Genomic DNA, 22,588 nt, shown 5'->3' with positions numbered 1-22,588 from the left:
CACTTGCCGAATGGGAGCCGCTATCTGGTCCGTCCCTGGTCGCGATCTAGGAGCAACTGGAACAGGATCGCGCGAACCTGGCCGTCGATCTCGCCGTCGATCCGTTCAGGGCGCCAGCGGCGCTGGAAGGCGCTGACCGCGGCATGCCCGTCCGACACGTCGTAGCCGAAGCGTTCGAGCGCGAGGTAGAATGCTCCGTCGTTGTCGAACGGATCGCCCAGTTCGAGCTTCTCCGGCCGCGGCAGGCACAGGCGGCCCTCGGCCAGCCGATCCCAGGGGAACAGCTCGCCCGGATCGAGCTTGCGCTGCGGGGCGATGTCGGAATGCCCCACCACGTTGGCACGCGGGATGTCATATCGACGGACGATCCGCGCGAGCAGTGGGATCAGCGCCTCGATCTGCGCATCGGGAAACGGCTCGTAGCCGTTGGTGTGCCCCGGATTGTCGAGCTCGATGCCGATCGACTTGCCGTTGACGTTGGCGTGGCCGCGCCAGAAGCTGACCCCGGCGTGCCAGGCGCGCTTGTCTTCGTCGACCAGCCGGACGACTTCGCCTTCGCGCGAGACGAGGTAGTGCGCGCTGACCTCCGCCTCGGGATCGCACATCCGGGCGATCGCCTCGTCGGCGGACAGCATGTCGGTATAGTGCAGCACGACCATCGAGATCGTGTCCTCGCCGCGGTCGTTCCAGTTCGGCGAGGGGGCTTCGCGGTGGACCAGTTCGTCGGCCATGTCGCCCTGCTTCTCCGGCGCGTCAGGCGTCGGGAAGCACTGCCCCCATGACGAGCGACCCCTGGCTCTGGGCGAACTGCAATCCGCCGCCGGCGCCTTCGGCGATGAGCCGGATCATGTGCGCCGGGGCGGTGCGGCCCGACAGGTCGTTGAGCGGCAGCGTGCCTTCGAGAGCCTGGCCGATCGTGGGATCGAACGCGATCTTGCCGCCCGCTGCGCGCACGGCGATTTCGGTCGCCCCGTCGCGCCGTTCGGCCCCCACATCGAGCTGGCCCCCGCGCGGCAGGGCGTCGATGCCGATGGCCGCCAGGTTGAGCAGCACCTTGACCGCGGGCTTGGGCAACTGCGGTTCGCCGACCGCCCATTGCAGGACGATGCGCCCGTTGTCGCCGACCAGCCCCTGGACCAGCTCGCGCGGCTCTTCGGTGGGCACTTCGTCGCCGAAACCGCCGGCCGCGCCATAGGCGAGGCGGAAGAACTTGAGCTTGCCGGCACTGATCCGGGCGCTCTGTTCGAGCAGCTCCATGCAGCGAGCCCGCATCTCGGCGTCGCGCTCGTCGCGCAGCAGTTCGATGCCGTTGCTCAGCGCCCCGACGGGACTGAGCAGGTCGTGACAGAGACGAGAACAGAGGAGTGAGGCAAGATCGACCGTGTTTGAGGACATGGCGCCGCTCTAGCCAGCGATTGCCATCAAGGGAAGAGCGGCCCAACCGCCCACCGCACGCCACACTCCTTGTGGCGGGCCGGCCTCGATCCCATATTTGGGCAATGGGGGATGGGGATATCCTGCAGGGGTGCGTCGCAGCCGCGGGCCGGCTCGACAAGGCGCTGGCCGACGCGACCGGCCTCTCCCGCGCGCGCGTCCAGGCGCTGATCGGCGGAGGAAACGTCAGACTGGCGGGAGACCCGGCGAGGCAACCCTCGGTAAAGGTCGCGGCGGGCACGCCGTTCGAAATTGCCGTGCCCCCGGCGGGCGATCCGGTCGCGCAACCCCAGGACATACCGCTGTCGGTGACGTTCGAGGACGAGCACCTCATCGTGGTCGATAAGCCGGCCGGGCTGGTCGTGCACCCGGCAGCCGGGAACCCGGACGGCACCCTGGTCAACGCCCTGCTGCATCACTGCGCTGGGCAGCTTTCGGGCATTGGCGGGGTGGCGCGGCCCGGCATCGTCCACCGGATCGACAAGGACACGTCCGGCCTGCTCGTCGTCGCCAAGAGCGACAAGGCGCACGAAGGGCTGGCCAGGCAGTTCGCCGACCATTCGATCGAGCGGGCCTATCTGGCCGTAACCAATGGCCATCCAAAGCCCGCTGCGGGCACGATTCGCGGGCGAATCGGCCGTTCCGATACCGACCGCAAGAAGATGGCACCGCTGCCCGACGCCTCGAGCCGCGGGAAGCATGCAGTGACGCATTACAAGGTGCTGGAAAAGTTGGACAATTGCGCGCTGGTCGAATGCCGGCTGGAGACCGGGCGGACGCACCAGGTGCGGGTTCACCTTGCGTCAATCGGTCATGCGCTAGTGGGAGATCCTGTATATGGACGTGCCAATGCCGTTCTCCGGCCGATCCTCAGGGATCTCGCATTTCATCGCCAGGCGCTGCACGCGGCCGTTCTCGGCTTCGTTCACCCCGTTTTGGGACACCGCCTGTCGTTTTCGAGCGATCTGCCCGCCGACATGGCGGAACTTATCGAACGAACCGGTCATTCAAATCGATGAACTGCACGCTGGCGGGCGGGTTTGTGTGTTATAACGAGGGAACGTGGCCGCACAGTGCGGGTGCCCAGCAGGGGCTCGTGCATCGCCGGCCGACGATAGAAAGGTATGGGAAGTAACGTGAACAAGTCGAAAGCACTCAGCGTGCCGGCACTGGGCGGAGAGCAGAGCCTCAACCGCTATCTCGCCGAAATCAAGAAATTCCCCGTGCTGACGGCCGAGCAGGAATACATGCTCGCCAAGCGGTTCGAGGAGCACGAGGATCCTGAAGCTGCGGCGCAGCTCGTGACCTCGCACCTGCGGCTGGTCGCCAAGATCGCCATGGGTTACCGCGGCTACGGCCTGCCGGTGAGCGACCTCATTTCCGAAGGCAACGTGGGCCTGATGCAGGGCGTCAAGAAGTTCGAGGCCGATCGCGGCTTCCGCCTGGCGACCTACGCGATGTGGTGGATCAAGGCCTCGATCCAGGAGTTCATCCTGCGGTCGTGGAGCCTCGTGAAGATGGGCACCACGGCGGCGCAGAAGAAGCTGTTCTTCAACCTTCGCCGGATGAAGAAGAACCTCGACGCCTACGAGGACACCGATCTCCATCCGGACGACGTGGCGACGATCGCCCGCGACCTCGGCGTGCCCGAGCAGGAAGTGATCAATATGAACCGGCGCATGCTCATGGGCGGCGACGGATCTTTGAACACGCCGATGCGCGGCGGCGAGGAAGGCTCGGGCGAATGGCAGGACTGGCTGGCCGATGACGGCCCGCTGCAGGACGAGCTGGTCGCCGACGCCGAGGAAGCCGAAGTGCGCCACGACATGCTGGTCGAGGCGATGGACAGCCTCAACGAGCGCGAGAAGCACATCCTGACCCAGCGCCGCCTGACCGAGAACCCGCAGACGCTGGAAGAGCTGTCGCAGGTCTACGACGTCAGCCGCGAGCGCATCCGCCAGATCGAGGTTCGCGCGTTCGAGAAGCTGCAGAAGGCGATGCAACGCATCGCCATCGAAAAGCTCCTGCCGGCGCCGCAACCGGCCTGACGGCAATAATAAGACAGCAAAGCCGGGCAAGCCAATTTGGGCTTGCCCGGCTTTTCTTTGCCGCTAACCCTCGCGCCCGGCGCCTGAGCGCCTGGAGATGCGCATGACGACCGTTCACGCCGAAGCGGGGCCCGGCGTCGATCCCGATCATCTCTCCTCCGGCACGATCTCCAAGCCCGCGATCTTCGCGCCCCTGTTCGCCCCGTTCGGAATCTCGAGCGGCTACGTCTCGGTCACCCTCGCCTTCCTGCTCAGCGAGGCGGGCCTGTCGACCGCGATCATCGGCACCGTCATCGCGCTGTCGGTCTGGCCGCAGACGGTCAAGATGCTGTGGGCGCCCTTTGTCGACACGATCGGCAATCCCAAGGTCTGGTACGGCCTCGGCACGACGATCGTCGGCCTCTCGATCCTGCTGATGAGCGCGCTGCCCAAGACCGAGGCGGGCGTTCCGCTGCTCATCGCGATTCTTGTCGGGTCCTCGGTCGCCTCGACCTTCATCTCGATGGCGACCGAGATCTTCATGGCCAACCAAGTGCCGCCCGAACTTCGCGGGCGGGCCAGCGGCTGGTCGCAGGCGGGGAATCTGGGAGGAGCCGGGCTCGGCGGCGGCGTCGGGCTGCTGCTGGCGGAGAACCTCGCCCAGCCGTGGATTTCGGGGCTGGTGCTGGCGCTGGTGTGCTTCGCGTGCTGGGGCGCCACGCTGTTCCTGCCGCGACTGGTCAAGGTCGGCCTGCAGGGCGTCAACTATCTCGCCCACCTCAAGGAAGTCATCGTCAACGTATGGGAAGTGGCCCGATCGCGCCTCGGCTACCTTGCGCTGATCATCATGATCCTTCCGATCGGGTCGGGCGGCGTTCCGTGGTCGGCCATCGCCAGGGAGTGGGATGCCGGCGCCAACATCGTCGCCACGGTGAACGGCGTCCTCGGCGGCGTGGCGTCGATCGTCGGCGCGCTGGTGGCCGGCTACATCTGCGACCGGATGGACCTCAAGAAGGCCTACTCGATGTTCGGCATCCTGGTCGGGCTGGTGTCGGTCTCGCTGATCGCGCTTCCCCGCACGCCCGAAGTCTTCGTGGTCGGCGTGCTGGCCTACCAGGCGATGGTCGGCATGGCCTACACCGGGTATGCGGCCATCGTGCTCGAGGCGATCGGCAAGAAATCGCCGGCGACCAACTGGAACCTGATGGCGTCGCTGTCCAACATCCCCATCGCGGCCATGTCGCAGATCGACGGGCATATCCACGATGCCTACGGGACGGACATGATGCTGCTGGGCGAACTGCTGTTTCCGGCCGGCGCGCTGGTGCTGTTCTGGGCCTTCGTGCTGCTCACACGCCCGCGCGGATCCGCCGCATAGTTGCGCCAGGCGTGCGCGGCTTATAGTCCGTCCCCATGATCCGTGCGATGCGTTTCCTGATCTGGGCACTTGCCCTGTTCGTCGGCCTCAGCCTCCTGCTCGTCCTCGTGTTCCGCTTCGTGCCGGTCCCGGTGACGGCGACGATGCTGATGGACGACAATTCCCTTTCCAAGGACTGGACGCCGCTCAGCCGGATCGACCGCAACATGGTGTCCGCGGTCATCGCGGGCGAAGACGGAAAATTCTGCAGCCACGACGGCTTCGACCGCGAGGCGATCGAGAAAGCGATCGAGCGCAACGCGGAAGGCGGCCGCATCCGCGGCGGCTCGACCATCAGCCAGCAGACCGCCAAGAACGTGTTCCTTTGGCAGGGCGGCGGCTATTTCCGCAAGGGGCTGGAAGCCTGGTTCACCTTCCTGATCGAAAAGGGCTGGGGCAAGCGGCGCATCATGGAGGTCTACCTCAACGTCGCGGAGACCGGCATCGGCACCTACGGCGTGGAGGCCGGCAGCCAGCGCTACTTCAAGCATTCCGCCGCCCGCCTGTCGCGCGACGAAGCGGCCCGCATGGCGGCCGCCCTGCCCCTGCCCAAGAAGCGCGCCGTGGTGAACCCGACCGGCTTTACCCGCCGGTACGGCAACACAATCGCCGCTCGCATCGGCTCCGTCAGGCGTGACGGGCTCGACTCCTGCATTTACGAGTGACGCGATGGGGGCGAGGCATGACCATTCGCATGAGGCACAAGGCCACGACCATTCGCATGGCCACGGGCACGGGCACGGGCACAGCCACGCGCCCGCGGATTTCGGGCGGGCCTTCGCCATCGGGATCCTGCTCAATTCCGCTTTCGTCCTGATCGAGGCCGGGTTCGGCCTGTGGTCGGGCTCGATGGCGCTGCTGGCCGATGCCGGGCATAACCTGTCCGACGTGCTGAGCCTGCTGATCGCCTGGGGGGCCAGCTGGGCGGCCACCCGCCCGGCGACCTCGCGCTTTACCTACGGCTACAAGGCAAGCTCGATCCTGGCTGCGATGGCCAATGCGGGCCTGCTGCTGATCGCCATCGGCGCGATCCTGTTCGAAACGGTCAACCGCTTCTTCAACACGCCGTCAGTCGAGGGGTGGACGATGGTCGCCGTCGCCGGCGTGGGGATCGTGGTCAATACCGCCACTGCCCTGCTCTTCGCGCGCGGCCGCAAGCACGACATCAACATCCGCGGCGCTTTCCTGCACATGGCCTACGACGCGCTGGTGAGCCTGGGCGTGGTCATCGCCGGGGCGCTGATCCTGTTGACCGGGGCGATGTGGATCGACCCGGTGACGAGCTTCGTGATCGTGATCGTGATCGGCATCGGCACCTGGGGACTGCTGCGCGACAGCGTGAAGATGGGTCTGCTGGCGGTGCCTGACCATATCGACGATGCGCAAGTGCGGGCCTATCTCGAAGGCCTGCCGGGTGTCGTTGCCGTCCACGATCTGCATATCTGGCCGATGAGCACGACCGAAACCGCGCTGACCGCGCACCTCGTCATGCCCGGCGGCTATCCCGGCGACGGGATGCTGCGCGAGGCGGCCGGCGCGCTGGAGCATCACCACCGCATCGGCCATGTGACCTTGCAGGTCGAAACCGGCACCGAAGAATGTGGCCTGGGCCACGCGGCGCATCATTGAGGAGATGGGCATGGACGACACGGTGCGCGAAGGCGGCTGCGGCTGCGGTTCGGTTCGCTACCGGGTCACCGGCGAGCCGATCTTCGCCAACAATTGCCATTGCCGGCTGTGCCAACAGCAGACCGGCTCCACCAGCGTTGTCAACGCCTTCTTCGAGGCCGAGCGGATCGAACTTGTGCAGGGCGAACTGCGGGAAAGCGTCGTTTTGGCCGGCAGCGGCGGGCCGCACACCATCTGTCGCTGCACCGAGTGCGGCACGGCCGTGTGGAGCCGTTATCCACGCCTGGGCAATCTCGGCTATGGCCTGCGCGTGGGCACGCTGGACGACAACGGAGCCTTCACGCCCGACGCAGTGATCTTTACCGAAAGCAGGATGCCGTGGGTCGCCTTGCCGGAAGGCATTCCCGCGTTCGCGACCACCTACAACCCGTTCGAACTGCTGCCGCCCGAGCGCGTGGCACGGATGCAGACCCTGCTGGATCGTCGCAAGGCGGGCGAAGGCGGCTAGGCCGCCTCTTCCTTGCCCTTCTTGCTGGTCATCACGCGGACCGGTTCCTTGCGGCCGTCGACCACGTCCTTGTCGACGACGACTTCGGTGACCCCGTCCATGCCCGGCAGGTCGAACATCGTGTCGAGCAGGATCGCTTCGACGATCGAGCGCAATCCGCGCGCGCCGGTCTTGCGCTTGATCGCCTTGTTGGCGATCGCCACCAGTGCATCGTCGGTGAAGGTCAGCTCGACATCCTCGAGCTCGAACAGCTTCTGGTACTGCTTGACCAGGGCGTTCTTCGGCTCCTTGAGGATTTCGACCAGCGCTTCGACGTCAAGGTCGTGCAGCGTGGCGATCACCGGCAGGCGGCCGACGAATTCGGGGATCAGGCCGAACTTCAGCAGGTCTTCCGGCTCGCACTTCTCGAGTAGCTCGCCCACGCGGCGCGCGTCGGGATCGGCGACGTTGGCGCCGAAACCGATGCTGCGCTTCTGCAGGCGGTCGGCGATGACCTTCTCCAGCCCCGCGAACGCACCGCCGCAGATGAACAGGATGTTGGTCGTGTCGACCTGCAGGAACTCCTGCTGCGGATGCTTGCGCCCGCCCTGCGGCGGAACCGAGGCGGTCGTGCCTTCCATCAGCTTGAGCAGCGCCTGCTGCACGCCTTCGCCCGACACGTCGCGGGTGATCGAGGGATTTTCCGCCTTGCGGGTGATCTTGTCGATCTCGTCGATGTAGACGATGCCGTGCTGCGCCTTTTCGACGTTGTAGTCGGACGACTGCAGCAGCTTGAGGATGATGTTTTCGACATCTTCGCCCACGTAGCCGGCTTCGGTCAGCGTCGTCGCGTCGGCCATCGTGAAGGGAACGTCGAAAGTCCGCGCCAGCGTCTGGGCCAGCAGCGTCTTGCCGCTGCCGGTCGGGCCGACGAGCAGGATGTTCGACTTCGCCAGCTCGACGTCGCCCGCCTTGCCGCTGTGCTTGAGCCGCTTGTAGTGGTTGTGTACCGCGACCGAGAGCACGCGCTTCGCCCGCTCCTGACCGATCACGTAATCGGCGAGCGTGTTGCAGATTTCCTGCGGCGTCGCGATCTCGCCGTCCTTCTTGCCGGTGAGACCGCCCTTGGTTTCTTCACGAATGATGTCGTTGCAGAGTTCCACGCATTCGTCGCAGATGAATACCGTGGGCCCGGCGATGAGCTTCCTCACCTCGTGCTGACTCTTGCCGCAGAAGCTGCAGTAGAGCGTGCTCTTGCTGTCCGACCCGCTGAGTTTCGTCATTCCGTCATCCTGTTCCCGCGCATCATATCACGCGGGATTCGTCCCCGGCAATGTAGGCCGGGGAACCCTATAATCAATCGCGCTATCCTTAATCCCCACGCCTTGCGCCAGCGTGAAGGGGCAAGGTTGCCAAAATGCTACAGTCCGGCGGGGCCCGTTAATCGGGGGCGCCGCCCGCCGAACCGCTGGTGTCGCCGACCTCGTCCGTCGCCGGACGGCTCTCGAAAACCTTGTCGACGATGCCGAACGCCTTGGCTTCCTCGGCCTCGAGGAAGGTGTCGCGATCGAGCGTCCTCTCGATATCGGTCAGGCTCTGGCCGGTGTACTTGACGTAAAGATCGTTCATCCGCCGGCGAATGCGCAGGATTTCCTTGGCCTGGATCTCGATGTCGCTCGCCATGCCGCGGGCGCCGCCGCTCGGCTGGTGGACCATGATCCGGCTGTTGGGCAGCGCGATGCGCATGCCCGGCTCGCCCGCCGCGAGCAGGAAGCTGCCCATGCTGGCCGCCTGGCCGACGACCACGGTCGACACGCGCGGCTTGATGTACTGCATGGTGTCGTGGATCGCCATGCCGGCCGTCACCACGCCGCCCGGGCTGTTGATGTACATCGAGATGTCGCGGCTGTTCTCGCTCTCGAGATAAAGCAGCTGGGCGACGATCAGCGAGGCCATGTTGTCCTCGACCTCGCCCGTCACGAAGACGATGCGCTCGCGCAGCAGGCGGCTGAAGATGTCGAAGCTGCGCTCGCCGCGGCTTGTGCTTTCGACGACAACGGGCACCAGGGCTCCGGTCACGGGGTCGTGGTTGAACTTGCCTTGTGCGTTACCGCTGCCGAACAGGTCGATCATAAGTCCTCTCGTCTGTGCTAGGGCGCCTATGTCGCGCCTTGCACTGCGATGTTCAAGGGGCTTGCGGGAAGCGGCTGGGGACGGCGGGATCGCGGTTCGTCGGCCGCGCCCGGCGTTCGTCCGCGCCAATCGGCGGTTCGTCCGCCGCGCGGGCCGGATATCGTCGCCAGACGGCCGCCGGTCGAACCGCGCCTGCGGGACCGGGCCGGCGGCGATAGGCACGCCGAATGAAAACACCTGTCGTCGTTTCCCGGCCCGCGCTTGCCGCCCTGGCGCTGGGGCTGTTTCCGGCATCCGCCTGGGCGCAGGGGAGCGGCGATGCCCCGCCCCCGGTGGCGACGGAGACCGCTTCGGCCGGAGAGGTCTACCTGCCCGCGGATTTCGCCCGCTTCGCACCGCGCAACGCGCTCGACATGGTCAACCAGATCCCCGGCTTCGCTGTCCAGCAGCAGGACCAGGGACGCGGCCTGGGCCAGGCGAACCAGAACGTGCTGGTGAACAGCGAGCGCCCGGCCAGCAAGTCGGAAGGGATCGCGGCCCAGCTTTCCCGCATCAACGCCGACCGCGTGGTGCGGATCGAGATCGTCGACGGTGCTTCGCTCGGTATTCCGGGGCTGGCAGGCCAGGTTGCGAACGTCATTACCCGCACGGGCGATATCAGCGGACGCTTCGATTACCGCGCCGTCGCTCGCCCGAAGTATGCCCGACCGAGTTTCGGCGGCGGCGAAGTATCGCTCACCGGCTCGAGCGGTAATGTCGAATGGACCGCAGCCTTCAATCACGGAGTGGGCCGGGGCGGCGCCGGCGGGCTCGGGACCTACCTGTACGACGGAAACGGCAATATTCTCGAGACGCGCGACACGCTGCTATATTTCAAGGGCGAATTCCCGTCGCTAACGGGGCGGATCAAGTGGACCAGCGCGGGCGGCACGATCGTCAACGCACGGGCGATCTACGGCCGCTCCTGGACGCGCTTCGTGCACGACGAACAGCGCGACCTGCCCACCGGTGTCGACCGGTTCCGCGATTTCACCAATATCGACAACGGATACAATTACGAGCTCGGCGCCGACGCCGACTTCGCGCTCGGCCCGGGCAGACTCAAGCTGATCGGCTTGGAGCGATTCGAACTGGGCGAAGGCCCGGCAACATCGGTGCTGATCTACGCCGACGGCAGTCCATCGACCGGCTCGCGCTTCGACCAGGTTCGCCGGACCGGCGAGCGGATCGCGCGCGCGGAATATGCCTGGAACATGCTGGACGGCAGCTGGCAATTCGATGCCGAAGCAGCCTTCAATCGATACCGCGCGGTTTCCACGTTCGAAACGCTCGATCCCTCCGGGGCCTTCGTCGACGTACCCTTCCCCGGCGCAACGGGCGGCGTGACGGAGGACCGGTATGAAGCGATCCTCACCCACAACCGTTCGCTGGCCGGCAACCTGACGCTGCAAGCTGGCCTGGGCGGCGAATATTCCAGGCTTGCGCAGACCGGGCCGGGCGGCCTCACTCGCGAATTCTGGCGCCCCAAGGGTTCGCTCACCCTGGCATGGACACCCCAGACCGGCTTCGATCTTTCGCTGAAGCTTGCGCGAACGGTCGGTCAACTTGCGTTCGGGGACTTCCTGGCGAGCGTCAATCTCACGCAGAACAACGAGACTGCAGGCAATGTCGTGCTGGTCCCGCAGCAAGCCTGGTCGGTCGAACTCGATGCCAAGAAGAACCTCGGCGCCTGGGGTTCGCTCAATGTGCGGGCCTACGGCCGGCTGATCGAGGATTATATCGATTACATTCCCGTCCCGGGCGGCGAATCGCGCGGGAACATCGCCGGTAATGCACGGCTCCTGGGTCTGTTCGCCAACGCCACGATCAACCTCGATCCCCTCGGCTGGAAGGGCGCCAAGATCACCTCGGCCTCAACTTACGAGGCGAGCCGCCTGGACGATCCCCTTACCGGGATGGGCAGACCGTTCAGCGGCATCCGCGACTTCCGCAACGACACGACCCTGCGCTGGGACGTTCCCGCCAGCGACTGGGCCTTCGGCGTGGGCATGAACGTCAATCATTCGCAGCCGTTCGTCCGGCTGAGCGAGACTTCGAAAGATTATGAGGGGCCGGTCTACACCTTCGGGTTCGTCGAGCATAAGGATGTCCTCGGCCTGACTGTGAACCTCAACGTTTTCAATCTGACCGACGGCCACGCCTTTTTCCGGCGGACCGTGTACAGCGGCCTGCGCGACCGCAGCCCCATCGTGTCGGTCGAAGACCGGCGGATCGGGGTTTCGCAGATTTTCCGCCTGCAGGTGAAGGGAAGCTTCTAAACCCGCCACCGCGGTGGCAGTGTGCCGAGCATGAGGATCCATCTGCTCGCGGCCACGGCCGCCATCGCATTCGCCTGCCCCGCCCTCGCCGAGCCGGCGGACGACGCACGGATTTTCGCGCAGCGCATCGCCGCGCTGGACGACCGGGGGCCGACGCTCAATGCGGTCATCGTCTCGCTCGGCGCCGACGAGGCGGCCGCGGCGGCGAAGGAGGCGGCAAGCAGCGGTGCCCCGCTCGCCGGCCGCACGGTCCTGATCAAGGACAACGTCGAGACCCGCGAGTGGCCGACGACGGCGGGAAGCAAGGCGCTGGCCGGCAACATGACCGGGCGCGACGCGCCGCTGGTTGCGCGGCTGCGCGCGGCGGGCGGGGTCGTGCTGGGCAAGACCAACCTGTCCGAATGGGCCAATATCCGGTCGGGCAATTCGACCAGCGGGTGGAGCGCGGTGGGCGGCCTGACCCGCAACCCCTACGCGATCGACCGCAACACCTGCGGCTCCTCGTCCGGCAGCGGGGCGGCCATCGCCGCGGGGCTGGCCTGGGGCGCCATCGGCACGGAAACCGACGGATCGATCACCTGCCCCAGCGCGGTCAACGGCATCGTCGGTTTCAAACCAACGGTGGGCCTTGTCAGCCGCACGCACGTCGTCCCCATCAGTTCGAGCCAGGACACCGCCGGCCCGATGACCCGCACGGTCTACGACGCTGCCCTGTTGCTCAATGCCATCGCCGGCAGCGATCCGGCGGACGCGGCCACCGCCGAGGCCGATCGGCGCAAGAGCGACTTCACGTCCGGCCTCGCCACCGCGACGCTGGCCGGAAAGCGGGTGGGCGTGCTGCGCAAGTCGGTCGGCAACGACGGCCGGGTGGCAAGCCTGTTCGAGACGGCCCTGGCCGATCTCCGCAAAGCGGGCGCCGAACTGGTCGAGCTGGATTACGAGGCGCCCGATGCCATGGGCTCGGCCGAGTTCACCGTTCTGCTCTACGAACTTCGCGCGACCCTGGGGGAATATCTTGCCGGATCGCCCGCCGACATTCCGGTCCGCTCCCTCGCCGATGCCATCGCCTTCAACCGGACCGACAAGGAAGAGCTGCGCTGGTTCGGGCAGGAGCTGTTCGAGCAGGCAGACAAGACGACCGATGCCGCCGCCTATCGCAAGGCCAGGGAAGACAGCCTGCGCCTCGCCGGGAAGGAGGGGATCGACAAGCTTCTCGCCGACAACCGGCTGGACCTGCTCGTGGCGCCCACGGTCGGTCCGGCCTGGACCAGCGATCTGATCAACGGCGATCATTATAACGGCTCGATCGGCGCCGGGAGCCTGGCGGCGGTGGCCGGTTATCCGCATCTGACGGTGCCGATGGGCGCGGTCGAATCCCTGCCCGTCGGGCTCAGTTTCATGGGCGCCAAGTGGGCGGACGCCGCCATCCTCCAAGCCGGGGCGGCTTACGAAATTGTGCGAAGCGCCCCATTGCCGGCACCATCGTTGACGCGTTGGACCCCGCCCGCGACAGATTAATACGCGAGGCTCCCTTGGCACTGTGCTCGCCGGTGGGTAAGGCGAGGCGCAGGTCGGGCATTGTCAACGATCGGGGGGGAATGGTTCGGGACGCAGCGAGGTCGATGCCGCACACGGCATGCGCGCTTGCCGCCCTTTGCTGGCCGGTGGGCGCCTCCGCGCAGGCTGGGCCCGTTACTTCCGACGATCCGACCGGTCAGGTCACCGCGACCGGAGAAGCGCTGGCGCAAACCAACGCGGGCGAAACCTACCCGGCCGATCCCCGCGGGCAGGAGGAGCTCGGCGCCGCCGCAGCGGCCGACGCGGCCATCGGCGCACGGCAGATCTACACCCCCGAAGATTTCGCCGGGTTCAATCCGCGCTCCGCGCTCGACATGCTCCAGCAGGTGCCCGGGTTCGCGATCGAGGGGCCCGGCGCGCTCAACGCCAATGCGCGCGGACTAGGTCAGGCCAGCGGCAACGTTCTGCTCAATGGCGAGCGCATCGTCACCAAGGCGGGGTCGGTCACCGACGAACTGACGCGGATTTCGGCCAGCAGCGTCGTGCGGATCGAAGTGGTCGACGGGGCTACGCTCGGCATTCCGGGCATCTCGGGCCGCGTCGCCAACGTCGTCGCCCGTTCGACCGACGGCATGAAGGGGCAGTTCGAGTGGCGTCCCCAGCTCGCGGCCGAATACGCCGACATGCGCTGGCTGGAAGGCATCGTCTCGCTCACCGGAACGTTCGGGAACTTCAACTTCACGCTGGCCCTCGAAGGCCGCCCCGTCAGGAACGGCAACGCCGGGATCAACCGGGTGACGTTCGGCAACGGGACGTACGACGATCGATTCAGCCTGTTCAAGGCGGCGGGAGACGACAAGCGCGTTTCGGGCGCGGCCCGCTATCGCACGGCCGGGGGGACGGTGATGAACCTCAACGCCTCCTACCTGCATCGCCGCTTCCGCAGTTTCGAGGATGAGACGGTCGTAGGCCCGCCGGGCACCGCTGCGCTCACCGATTTCTTCCGGCAACGCAATCGCGGGCACGATTTCGAAGTGAGCGGCGACGTTGATTTCGCCCTGGGGCCGGGCCGCCTGAAGCTGATCGGGCTCACCAGCGCGCAGACCCTTAACCTGCGCACCCAGTCGATCCTCGATCCGGCGAACGGTTCGAACCCGACCGGGATAAAGTTCGAACAGGGCAGCAAGCGCGGCGAGCGGATCGGCCGCAGCGAATATTCGTGGGCGATGCTGGGCGGCGATTGGCAATGGTCGGTCGAAGCCGCGTTCAACAAGCTCGACCAGGTCGGAATGCTGGCGGTGCTGGCACCTTCAGGCGATTTTGTCCCGATACCGTTTCCGTCCGGCACGGGCGGCGTGCGCGAGGACCGCTACGAATCGCTGCTCTCGTTCAGCCGCCAACTGGCCGATGGGCTGACCATGCAGCTGGTCGCGGGCGGCGAGTATTCGGCGATCCGGCAAACCGGCAACGACGCCAATGCCCGCAGCTTCCAGCGGCCGAAAGGTACGTTGACCCTGGGCTGGACTCCGGGGCCCGGCTGGTCGGTATCGGCCAAGGTGGACCGGCGGGTGGGCCAGCTCAATTTCTCGGACTTCCTGGCCGCGGTGAATCTCGGCGAGAACAACCAGAACGCCAGCAACAACGAACTGCGGCCCGATCAGAGCTGGGGCGGCGAGATCGAGGTCACCCGCAACCTGGGTGCCTGGGGCAGCATCACGGCGCGCGGGTTTGCCCGCCGGTTCGAGGATTTCATCACGATCGTCCCGACGGCGACGGGCGGCGAAGCGCGCGGGAACGTCGACTGGGCGCGCATCTTCGGCGGGGAAGTGAACGGCACCCTCAAGTTCGATCCGATCGGGCTGCCGGGCGGCAAGGTCGACGTGCGTATGTCGATGCGCGACTCCCGCTATCCCGATCCGGTGGATGCGGGTTACCTGCCGGTCCAGTTCGCCCAGCCGCACAGCTTCGAGTTCGATTTCCGCTACGACATCCCGCGCAGCAACTGGGCGGTCGGCACGGGGTTTCGCGACCAGGGCTTCAATCCTTACTACCGTGTCGCGGAATACGGATACGATTACGCGATCGACAAGCAGCTCACATTCCTGCTCGAGCACAAGAATGTCTTCGGGCTGACCGTGCAGGCGAAGGTCAACAACCTCCTCGAACGGCCGGTCGTGCTCAACCGGTTCGTCTATGTCGGCCCGCGCGGCAGCTCGCCCCTGCTGTTCTCGGAAGACCGCCGGCGGGAAATCGGCCGGGTGGTGAACTTCATCGTGAAGGGTAACTTCTAGCCGCCAGATGCGAAAAAGGGCGGGTCCATCGCGCGATGGACCCGCCCCTCGTCCTCGGCCGGCGCGTGCCGGCCGACAGGTCTTACTTCTTCGCTGCCGGCTTCTTGGCGGCGGGCTTCTTGGCTGCCGGCTTGTCCGCGGCGGGCGTGTCGGCGCCAGGCTTCTCAGCCTTCGCGGCGGCAGCCTTCTTGGCCGGAGCCTTCGCAGCGGTCTGTTCCGGGGCATCCTTGGCCTCGGGCTTCTTGGCCGGAGCCTTCTTGCCGGCCGCCTTCTTCGCGGGCTTCGCGGCCTGCGCCGGCTCTTCGGCCTCGATTGCGGCTTCCAGTTCCTCGCGGGTCACGTCCCGTTCCGAGACTTCGGCCTTGTCGAACAGGAAGTCGACGACCTTGTCTTCATAGAGCGGGGCGCGGAGCTGGGCCTGGGCCATCGCGTCGTTGCGCACGAAGTCCACGAACCGCTCGCGGTCCTCGGGGCGATACTGCTGGGCCGCCTGCTGCAACAGCATCGACATTTCCTGCTGGCTCACCTCGACGCCGTTGGCCTGGCCGATTTCCGACAGGAGCAGGCCGAGACGCACGCGGCGCTCCGCGATGTTGCGGTAGTCGTCCTTCTCGTCCTCGATTTCCTTCATCGCCGCAGCCGGGTCGTCCTCGCGGGCGGCTTCGGCCTGAAGCTGCTGCCAGATCTGCTCGAACTCGGCCTCGACCATCGCCGGCGGCACGTCGAAATCGTGATCGGCGGCCAGCTTATCGAGCAGCTGGCGCTTCATCTGCGTGCGGGTGAGCCCGGCGGTCTCCTGCTCGAGCTGCGCCCGCAGGAGCTCCTTGAGCTTGTCGAGGCTCTCGAGCCCGAGCGACTTTGCGAAATCCTCGTCGACCTTGGTCGCATCCTCGACCTGCAGCTTCTGCACGGTCACGTCGAATTCGGCCGCCTTGCCGGCGAGATGCGTGGCCGGATAGTCCTCGGGGAAGGTCACGGTGATGGTCTTGGCATCGCCCGCCTTCGTGCCGGTCAGCTGGTCCTCGAAGCCGGGGATGAACTGGCCCGAGCCGATCACGAGCGGCGCGCCCTCGGCCTTGCCGCCTTCGAACTCGGTCCCGTCGACGCGGCCGACGAAGTCGATCACGAGCTGGTCGCCTTCGGCCGCCTTCTTGCCCTTGGGCGCGTCCTTCCAGCTCTTCTGGTTGCCGGCCAGGCGCTCGAGCGCCTGATCGACCTGTTCGTCGGTCACCGGAACGTTCAGCTTCTCGAGCTTCAGGCCGTCGACGTTCGGCGTCGCGATGTCGGGCAGGACCTCCAGCTCGACCGTCAGCTCGGCATCCTTGCCCTGTTCGTAGCCGTCGCCCAGGTCGACCTTGGGCTGCAACGCGGGGCGAAGCTTCTTCTCGCGCATCAGGTTGTCGAGCGATTCGCGCATCGCGGCCTGGAATGCATCGGAATGCAGCGCTTCACCGTGCATCTTGCGGATGAGGTTGGCCGGCACCTTGCCCGGGCGGAAGCCGGGCATGCGCACCTGCGGGGCAACCTTCTTCACCTCGGCGTCGATGCGCGCTTCGATATCCTTGGCAGGAATGGTAACGGTATAGCCGCGCTTGAGGCCTTCGTTGGTGGTCTCGACGATCTGCATTTCTAGCCTTCCAAAAATCTTCCGTTCCCGGGCGCCAGGAACTGGTGCGGGCGAAGGGACTCGAACCCCCACATCTTGCGATACTGGAACCTAAATCCAGCGCGTCTACCAGTTCCGCCACGCCCGCGGCCCGACGATCCCGTGCAGGCCGGGGCCTGCGCACAGGGATGCGCCGTTACAGACGCGCGCCAAAAAGGGCAAGCGTCACGGCAGAGCGTACCCACGGCGTGGAACAGGCGGGCGTGCTGGAGGGTTCTTCTGTTGCACGAAAGGAATGCGAATCATGGAAAACCACCAGCAAGGCCCGCTCGGCCACGAGATCCCGCCGGTCATCCAGGAGCACGCCCAGCAGCAGGGCCAGGGTGGCGACCAGGACAACCCGGGACAGACCCCTGACGAGATCGTGCCCGATCAGGGCGACGTGGACAATCCAGGCCGCGCACCGCAGGAGGAGATACCCGGCGGGGGCGACATCGACCAGCCGGGCGAGGTACCGCAGGAAATGCCCCAGCACCCCTCCAGCCCGAACCAGATCCCGCCGCCGGATTGATTTTCCCGAGGCAGCGGCTAGGGGCGGCGGATGAGCGAAGACAACACCCCGATGGAAACCACCCCCGCAGCCGCTGCCGGCGGGGCTGACGTCCCGCCCGATCGCCTGGCGATCAACCCGCGCAGCGAGCATTTCGATGCCGACAAACTGCAGCGCGGAATCGGCATCCGCTTCAAGGGCGCGGTACGCACCAACGTGGAAGAGTACTGCATCTCCGAAGGCTGGGTGCGGGTTCAGGCCGGCAAGACGATGGACCGCAAGGGCCAGCCGCTGACGCTCAAGCTGAACGGCCCCGTCGAAGCATGGTACGAAGACCTGGGCGACGACGCGCCCGTGGCAAAGGCCTAACGCCGGACCTGCGACAGGAGATCGACCGGCGCGGAGGCGCTGGCGAGTTGCCGAAGCGGTGCGGGCGAAGCCGGTGTTTGGGCGCTGGGAATCCGGGCGCTGGCAAGCTGCCTGTCAGGTGCGGCCGGAACCGATCTCGCGCCAAGATCCGCAAAAGCGCTGAGGAAATCCCCCGATGGCCTGACGGGCGGCGGTGGAGCTGGCGCGGCCGCCTGGACGAGACGCGGCGCCTGCCATTGCCCTGCGGGATAGATGAAACCGCTGACCGGCCAGGCCGTCGTGCCGACATCGCCCAACGGCGCGTACCAGACCCGCACCGCGCTCCAGTCGTTGGCCGGGGACACGTCGACCGCGCGGACATCGTCCTCCACCTGGCCGCGGCGCCCGTCGATCGGGGACCAGTTGGCATGGCGCAGCAAAACCGTGCGCCTGTCGATCACCCGGCTGACGGCAGCGACATGGCCCAGGCGCATGTTGCCGTGCGGAACGAAGGCCATGACCGCGCCCGCCTTGGGCATGGTTCCACGGGCATAGCGGCCTTCGGCCTGGTCCCACCATGTCCAGGCATCACCATAGATCTGGATGCCCGAAACCGCGCGCGCATAGGGCACGCATTCCAGGTAGGCCGGCAGTTCCTGCGCGGTCTGCCGCACCGGATTGGCCGCCGCCGCCACCGGCAGCACGGCCAGTGCGATGGCAGTCGAGACGCGTGAAATCCTGTCCATGCGGCAAGGGCTATGGTCGCAGGGTTAATTCCGGCTCACGCCGTATGGTTAACGCGGCGGCAACCGTTGGAACTTGCCAACGGTCCCGCGAACCGCCACTTGCCCGCCATGCCCGCGCGCACCCTTCCGCAAGTCGTCATCATCGGCCGGCCCAACGTCGGCAAGTCGACGCTGTTCAACCGGCTGATCGGCAAGAAGCTGGCGCTGGTCGACGATCAGCCCGGCGTGACGCGCGACCGGCGCTTCGGCGACGCGCACCTGCTGGGCATGGATTTCCAGCTGGTCGATACCGCAGGCTGGGAAGACGACGAGCCCGAAAGCCTGCCCGGCCGGATGCGCGCGCAGACCGAAGTCTCACTCAAGGGCGCCGATGTGGCCCTGTTCGTGATCGATTCGCGCGCCGACCTGACGCCGCTCGACCGCGAGATTGCCCGCTGGCTGCGCGCGCAGGACGTGCCGGTCATCCTGATCGCCAACAAGGCCGAGGGGCGTTCGGGCGATAGCGGCATCCTCGAAAGCTACGAACTCGGCTTCGGCGAGCCAGTCGCCATGAGCGCCGAGCACGGCGAGGGCGTGGCTGATCTGTTCGAAGCCCTGCTGCCGATCCTGGAGCCCGAAGGGCACGACGATCAGCCGTGGCCGGAGGAACCGGGCGAAAACGAGGGCGAGGACGTGGACATCTTCCCGCTCTCGCTCGCCATCGTCGGGCGGCCCAACGCAGGCAAGTCCACGCTGATCAACCGCATGCTCGGCGAAGATCGCCTGCTGACCGGGCCGGAGGCCGGGATCACCCGCGATTCCATCGCCGTCGACTGGGAATGGACCGATCCGACATCGGGCGAGGTGCGCAAGATCAAGCTCGTCGACACCGCGGGCATGCGCAAGAAGGCCAAGGTGCAGGACAAGCTGGAGCGCATGTCGGTGGCCGACGCGCGCCACGCGATCGACTTCGCCGAGGTCGTCGTCCTGCTGCTCGACGCCACCCGCGGGCTGGAAGTGCAGGACCTCAAGATCGCCAACCTCGTATTGGAGGAAGGCCGCGCGCTGATCGTGGCGATCAACAAGTGGGACGTGGCGGAAAACGCCAGCGGCCTGTTCAACGGGATTCGCGCCGCGCTCGACGAAGGGCTGGCGCAGTTGAAGGGCGTCCCGCTGCTCGCCGTCAGCGCGATGACCGGCAAGGGGCTGGACCAGATGCTCTCGGCCGCCTTCCAGGTGCGCGAGGCGTGGAGCCGCCGCGTGCCGACCGCCGCGCTCAACCGCTGGTTCGACCACGCGCTGGAAGCCAATCCGCCCCCAGCCCCCGGCGGCCGCCGCATCAAGCTGCGTTACATCACCCAGATCAAGACCCGCCCGCCGAGCTTCGTGGTCTTCGGCACGCGGCTCGACGATCTGCCCGGAAGCTACGAGCGCTACCTGCTGAATTCGATCCGCCAGGACCTCGACTTCGGCGCCGTGCCCGTGCGGCTGACGATGAAGAGCGCGAAGAACCCTTTTGCCAAGGGATGAAGCCGGACACCGGACACGAGACAATCACGGTTCCCCGAGTTATCGGTAAGGTCGTGTTCGATCGAGGTTCCCATGTTTGAAACCCTGCTTCACAGGGGCGCCGCGGCAGGTCGCGACATTGCGCTGACCGTCAACGGCAGGCCTTACTCCCATTCAGTCCTCGTCAGTGCGATCGAGCGGACAGCGGCATGGATGCGCGCCAAGGGTATCGCCCGGCAAAACATCGTAGTGCTGCATGTGTCCGATGCCGGGCTTTACTGGATTCTGTTCTTCGCACTGGAGCGGATCGGCGCGATCAGTCTGTCCGTTCCGCCCGCGGCCACCTTGACCAGCGACATGGTGGCGGAACTGGGAGGCACCTGGGTGCTGACCGAAGCGGGCCCTGCCGGAAGCAGCGACGCCGGATGGGTCACCCTGGATGACGCCGCCCTTCGCGCGATGAGCGCTGCCGCCCCATTGGCCGAGCGCGTCCTACCGGTCGGCGAGGACCCGATATGTATCGTCCTTTCATCTGGCACCACGGGACAACCCAAGCCGGTGCTTCTGACGCGCGAGGTGATCGATCTGCGGGTGGCGCACGCGATCGAGGCGGGCTTTACCGTGCCACGCACCAGGATGGCCTGCTACATGCCGTTCTATTCAATCGGAGGCCTCCTGGCCGCGCTGCAGGCCTGGCAGGCCGAAGGGAGTATCGCGTTTCCTTCGAACGAGCCGCCCGAGCAGATCCTTGGGGAGGGCATCAGCGATTCGATCGTGGTCGTCCCTTTGCATTGCCGTGCCCTGGTCGACCGGCTTCCCGACGATTTTCGCAGGACCACGCCTCTCACCGTTTTCTGCGGTGGGGCGAAACTTCCGGCACCGCTACGTCACGCCGTGCGGGCGAGACTGAATGCAGAGATTATCGAAGGGTACGGAACCACCGAGACCGGCATAGTCACCCGCCTGGATACCCAGGCGGCGGGCGAGAATCTCGAGAGTTCCGGCCGTGTGTTGCCGTGGTTCACGGTCGAGACGGTCGATGAATCCGGCCGCGCGCTTGCACCCGGCACGATGGGCATCGTTCGCATTCGCGGAGAAGAGGTCGTCTCTGGCTATTTCGTTCGCGGGCAGGCGCCGGAAAAATCGGCCGAGGGTGGCTGGTATTACCCCGGCGATCTTGGCACGCTCGATACGATGGGCTTCCTTACCATCGCCGGACGGGTCGACGACTTGATGAATCTCGCCGGGCGCAAGGTATTGCCGCAGAATGTCGAGGCGCTTGTGCGCGCTTGCCCCGGAGTCCGCGACGTCTGCGCGTTTGCGGCGTCGGACAACGGGTTCGAGAGATTGTGGCTTGCCGTCGTAGCCGACGGTGAAGTCGACCTGGGCGCGATTGCCGAAGAACTGGCGATGTTTCCGTCGATCACGGTCGTCTCGCTGCCCACCCTTCCGCGCAATGCGATGGGCAAGGTGCCCCGGCAGGAACTGCGCGCACGCGCGGTGGCGGGCGAATTCGCCGGAGCAGAGGTGCGGATCGACCGCGGCAAGCCCGAAGCGTCACAGGCGCTGCGCCCGCCCTCGGGCCCGATCCTGCAGTCCTAAGGCCACGACCGCACGTTTCCCGGTGCAAGGCCGGAAGAGGGCGCATGGCAAAGCCTAGCGCAGCGACCGAGGTTCGTTGCTCGTTATGCGCCTGAATTCGGCTTCGGTGAGCGGCATCCTGCGGCGGAAGATCGCCCACCCTTCACCGATCGAGCCGCCCGGCGCCGTGAGGTCGGAGCCGTAAAGGATGCGGCCAAGCCCGACCGCGCGCAGCCGGTCCGCGATCTGGCCGGCCACCTCGGGCGTCGTATCGCCCACCACATCGGTTGCGACATCGAACCAGACGCGGCGCCAGGCCGGCCGCGCCGTTGCCAGGCGCTGGGCGAATTCGGCCATCGCACTATCTTCGGGCGAGTAGCCGGGGCCGGCATAGGCGAGATGCGCAACGATAATGTCTACATTCGGCGCTGCCGGGACGATTTCGTCGAGAAACAGCCGCGCGTCCTGCGCGCCGTAGTCCTGCCCGCCCCGTGCGCGCATGTGGATCAGCACCGGGGCGCGGTTTCTTTCCGCCAGGAGAGCGACCTCGCGGATGCGCGCGCGATGCTCCGGCTTGCGCAGGCTGACCCCGCTGTTGCCGAAATGCAGCTTGATCCCGACCATACCCGGCAGGGCGAGACACCGCTCCATTTCCTGCAGGGCGGCGTCGCGAAGCGGATTGGCCGAGCAGAAGCCGGTCAGGCGCGTAGGGTGGGCGGCGACTTGCGCCGAAGTCCAGTCGTTCTCCCGCCGGGAAAGCCCGTCCGGGTCAGGCAGTCCCTTGCGCTCGTCGGCAAAGCTGTAGGCCACCGAAAGCACGATCGCGCGTTCGATCCCCGCCGCGTCCAGTTCGCCCACGAGCGCCGCACCGTCACGCTCGGGCAGCCCGACGATCGGCGCGAAGGCCGGGCTTACGAGATGCTGGTGAGCATCGAGCCGCGGGACGACCGGCGTGGATGCGGTCGTCGCGCAGGCGGCAAGGCCCAGGGCGAGAGGAAGGAGCTGATAGTTCATG

20 protein-coding genes and 1 tRNA gene are annotated in these 22,588 nt (G+C 66.5%); 13 read left to right on the top strand and 8 right to left on the bottom strand.

The features are described from left to right. Positions 1-20: 20 nt before the first annotated feature. Both ACWPMZ_RS14390 and ACWPMZ_RS14385 read right to left on the bottom strand, forming a co-directional pair. The gene (locus tag ACWPMZ_RS14390; RefSeq protein WP_455704748.1) at positions 21-731 is read right to left on the bottom strand and encodes an N-acetylmuramoyl-L-alanine amidase; all 711 of its coding nucleotides are present in this window, start codon (positions 729-731) and stop codon (positions 21-23) included. A gap of 22 nt (positions 732-753) precedes the next feature. Next, the gene (locus tag ACWPMZ_RS14385; RefSeq protein ID WP_455704747.1) at positions 754-1,395 is read right to left on the bottom strand and encodes a histidine phosphotransferase family protein; all 642 of its coding nucleotides are present in this window, start codon (positions 1,393-1,395) and stop codon (positions 754-756) included. A 104-nt stretch (positions 1,396-1,499) separates the two neighbouring features. On the opposite strand from ACWPMZ_RS14385, the gene ACWPMZ_RS14380 reads away from it, so the two are divergent. From ACWPMZ_RS14380 to ACWPMZ_RS14355, 6 genes are all read left to right on the top strand, one after another. Beyond that, positions 1,500-2,453, top strand: coding sequence for an RluA family pseudouridine synthase (locus ACWPMZ_RS14380; protein WP_455704746.1), 954 nt, complete (start codon positions 1,500-1,502; stop codon positions 2,451-2,453). Between the two features lie 117 nt (positions 2,454-2,570). Beyond that, positions 2,571-3,482 (top strand): RNA polymerase sigma factor RpoH, encoded by a 912-nt coding sequence (gene rpoH, locus ACWPMZ_RS14375; RefSeq protein WP_455704745.1) that lies wholly within the window; start codon positions 2,571-2,573, stop codon positions 3,480-3,482. A gap of 103 nt (positions 3,483-3,585) precedes the next feature. Then, positions 3,586-4,839, top strand: a complete 1,254-nt coding sequence (locus ACWPMZ_RS14370) for an MFS transporter (RefSeq protein WP_455704744.1) — start codon at positions 3,586-3,588, stop codon at positions 4,837-4,839. A gap of 35 nt (positions 4,840-4,874) precedes the next feature. Further along, a complete protein-coding gene (gene mtgA / locus ACWPMZ_RS14365) occupies positions 4,875-5,543 on the top strand; it encodes a monofunctional biosynthetic peptidoglycan transglycosylase (RefSeq protein ID WP_455704743.1) in 669 nt (222 codons plus the stop codon). 4 nt (positions 5,544-5,547) lie between these two features. Then, a complete protein-coding gene (locus tag ACWPMZ_RS14360) occupies positions 5,548-6,507 on the top strand; it encodes a cation diffusion facilitator family transporter (protein ID WP_455704742.1) in 960 nt (319 codons plus the stop codon). A 10-nt stretch (positions 6,508-6,517) separates the two neighbouring features. Further along, entirely contained in the window at positions 6,518-7,015 is a 498-nt protein-coding gene (locus ACWPMZ_RS14355; protein ID WP_455704741.1) for a GFA family protein, read from the top strand. Here the strand turns inward: ACWPMZ_RS14355 and clpX are convergent. Further along, positions 7,012-8,277 (bottom strand): ATP-dependent Clp protease ATP-binding subunit ClpX, encoded by a 1,266-nt coding sequence (clpX, locus tag ACWPMZ_RS14350; protein WP_455704740.1) that lies wholly within the window; start codon positions 8,275-8,277, stop codon positions 7,012-7,014. The genes ACWPMZ_RS14355 and clpX overlap by 4 nt on opposite strands. A 157-nt stretch (positions 8,278-8,434) precedes the next feature. Then, positions 8,435-9,127: an ATP-dependent Clp protease proteolytic subunit gene (locus ACWPMZ_RS14345; RefSeq protein WP_455704739.1), complete on the bottom strand. Its 693-nt coding sequence runs from the start codon at positions 9,125-9,127 to the stop codon at positions 8,435-8,437. A 227-nt stretch (positions 9,128-9,354) separates the two neighbouring features. Here ACWPMZ_RS14345 and ACWPMZ_RS14340 point away from each other — a divergent pair, with 227 nt between their 5' ends. The 3 genes from ACWPMZ_RS14340 (at position 9,355) to ACWPMZ_RS14330 (ending at position 15,254) form a co-directional block, all read left to right on the top strand. Continuing rightward, complete coding sequence (locus tag ACWPMZ_RS14340; RefSeq protein WP_455704738.1) at positions 9,355-11,445, top strand: TonB-dependent receptor domain-containing protein; 2,091 nt, start codon at positions 9,355-9,357, stop codon at positions 11,443-11,445. A 30-nt stretch (positions 11,446-11,475) separates the two neighbouring features. Beyond that, entirely contained in the window at positions 11,476-12,963 is a 1,488-nt protein-coding gene (locus ACWPMZ_RS14335; RefSeq protein WP_455704737.1) for an amidase, read from the top strand. A gap of 104 nt (positions 12,964-13,067) precedes the next feature. Further along, on the top strand, positions 13,068-15,254 hold the full coding sequence (locus ACWPMZ_RS14330; RefSeq protein WP_455704736.1) for a TonB-dependent receptor plug domain-containing protein: 2,187 nt from the start codon (positions 13,068-13,070) through the stop codon (positions 15,252-15,254). Between the two features lie 82 nt (positions 15,255-15,336). Here ACWPMZ_RS14330 and tig read toward each other — a convergent pair whose 3' ends face one another. Further along, a complete protein-coding gene (gene tig / locus ACWPMZ_RS14325) occupies positions 15,337-16,881 on the bottom strand; it encodes a trigger factor (protein WP_455704735.1) in 1,545 nt (514 codons plus the stop codon). A gap of 42 nt (positions 16,882-16,923) precedes the next feature. Next, positions 16,924-17,008: transfer RNA gene (locus ACWPMZ_RS14320), tRNA-Leu, on the bottom strand. Positions 17,009-17,164: 156 nt separating this feature from the next. Between ACWPMZ_RS14320 and ACWPMZ_RS14315 the strand changes: the two genes are divergently transcribed. Further along, positions 17,165-17,431 carry a hypothetical protein gene (locus tag ACWPMZ_RS14315; RefSeq protein WP_455704734.1) on the top strand — a complete coding sequence of 89 codons (267 nt, stop codon included), beginning with the start codon at positions 17,165-17,167 and terminating at the stop codon, positions 17,429-17,431. A 30-nt stretch (positions 17,432-17,461) separates the two neighbouring features. After that, a complete protein-coding gene (locus ACWPMZ_RS14310; protein ID WP_455704733.1) occupies positions 17,462-17,779 on the top strand; it encodes a DUF3297 family protein in 318 nt (105 codons plus the stop codon). Here ACWPMZ_RS14310 and ACWPMZ_RS14305 read toward each other — a convergent pair. Then, on the bottom strand, positions 17,776-18,504 hold the full coding sequence (locus ACWPMZ_RS14305; RefSeq protein WP_455704732.1) for a CHAP domain-containing protein: 729 nt from the start codon (positions 18,502-18,504) through the stop codon (positions 17,776-17,778). The genes ACWPMZ_RS14310 and ACWPMZ_RS14305 overlap by 4 nt on opposite strands. Positions 18,505-18,612: 108 nt before the next feature. Here ACWPMZ_RS14305 and der point away from each other — a divergent pair, with 108 nt between their 5' ends. Both der and ACWPMZ_RS14295 read left to right on the top strand, forming a co-directional pair. After that, positions 18,613-20,013, top strand: coding sequence for a ribosome biogenesis GTPase Der (der, locus tag ACWPMZ_RS14300; protein WP_455705161.1), 1,401 nt, complete (start codon positions 18,613-18,615; stop codon positions 20,011-20,013). Between the two features lie 72 nt (positions 20,014-20,085). Beyond that, positions 20,086-21,594 carry a class I adenylate-forming enzyme family protein gene (locus ACWPMZ_RS14295; protein WP_455704731.1) on the top strand — a complete coding sequence of 503 codons (1,509 nt, stop codon included), beginning with the start codon at positions 20,086-20,088 and terminating at the stop codon, positions 21,592-21,594. A 54-nt stretch (positions 21,595-21,648) separates the two neighbouring features. Here the strand turns inward: ACWPMZ_RS14295 and ACWPMZ_RS14290 are convergent, their stop codons facing one another. Further along, on the bottom strand, positions 21,649-22,587 hold the full coding sequence (locus tag ACWPMZ_RS14290; RefSeq protein ID WP_455704730.1) for an amidohydrolase family protein: 939 nt from the start codon (positions 22,585-22,587) through the stop codon (positions 21,649-21,651). Position 22,588: the final 1 nt, after the last annotated feature.

This window comes from Tsuneonella sp. HG222, assembly GCF_053819185.1.
Note: the sequence above shows the minus strand (reverse complement) of the source record. Positions and strands in the feature narration are given on the sequence as shown.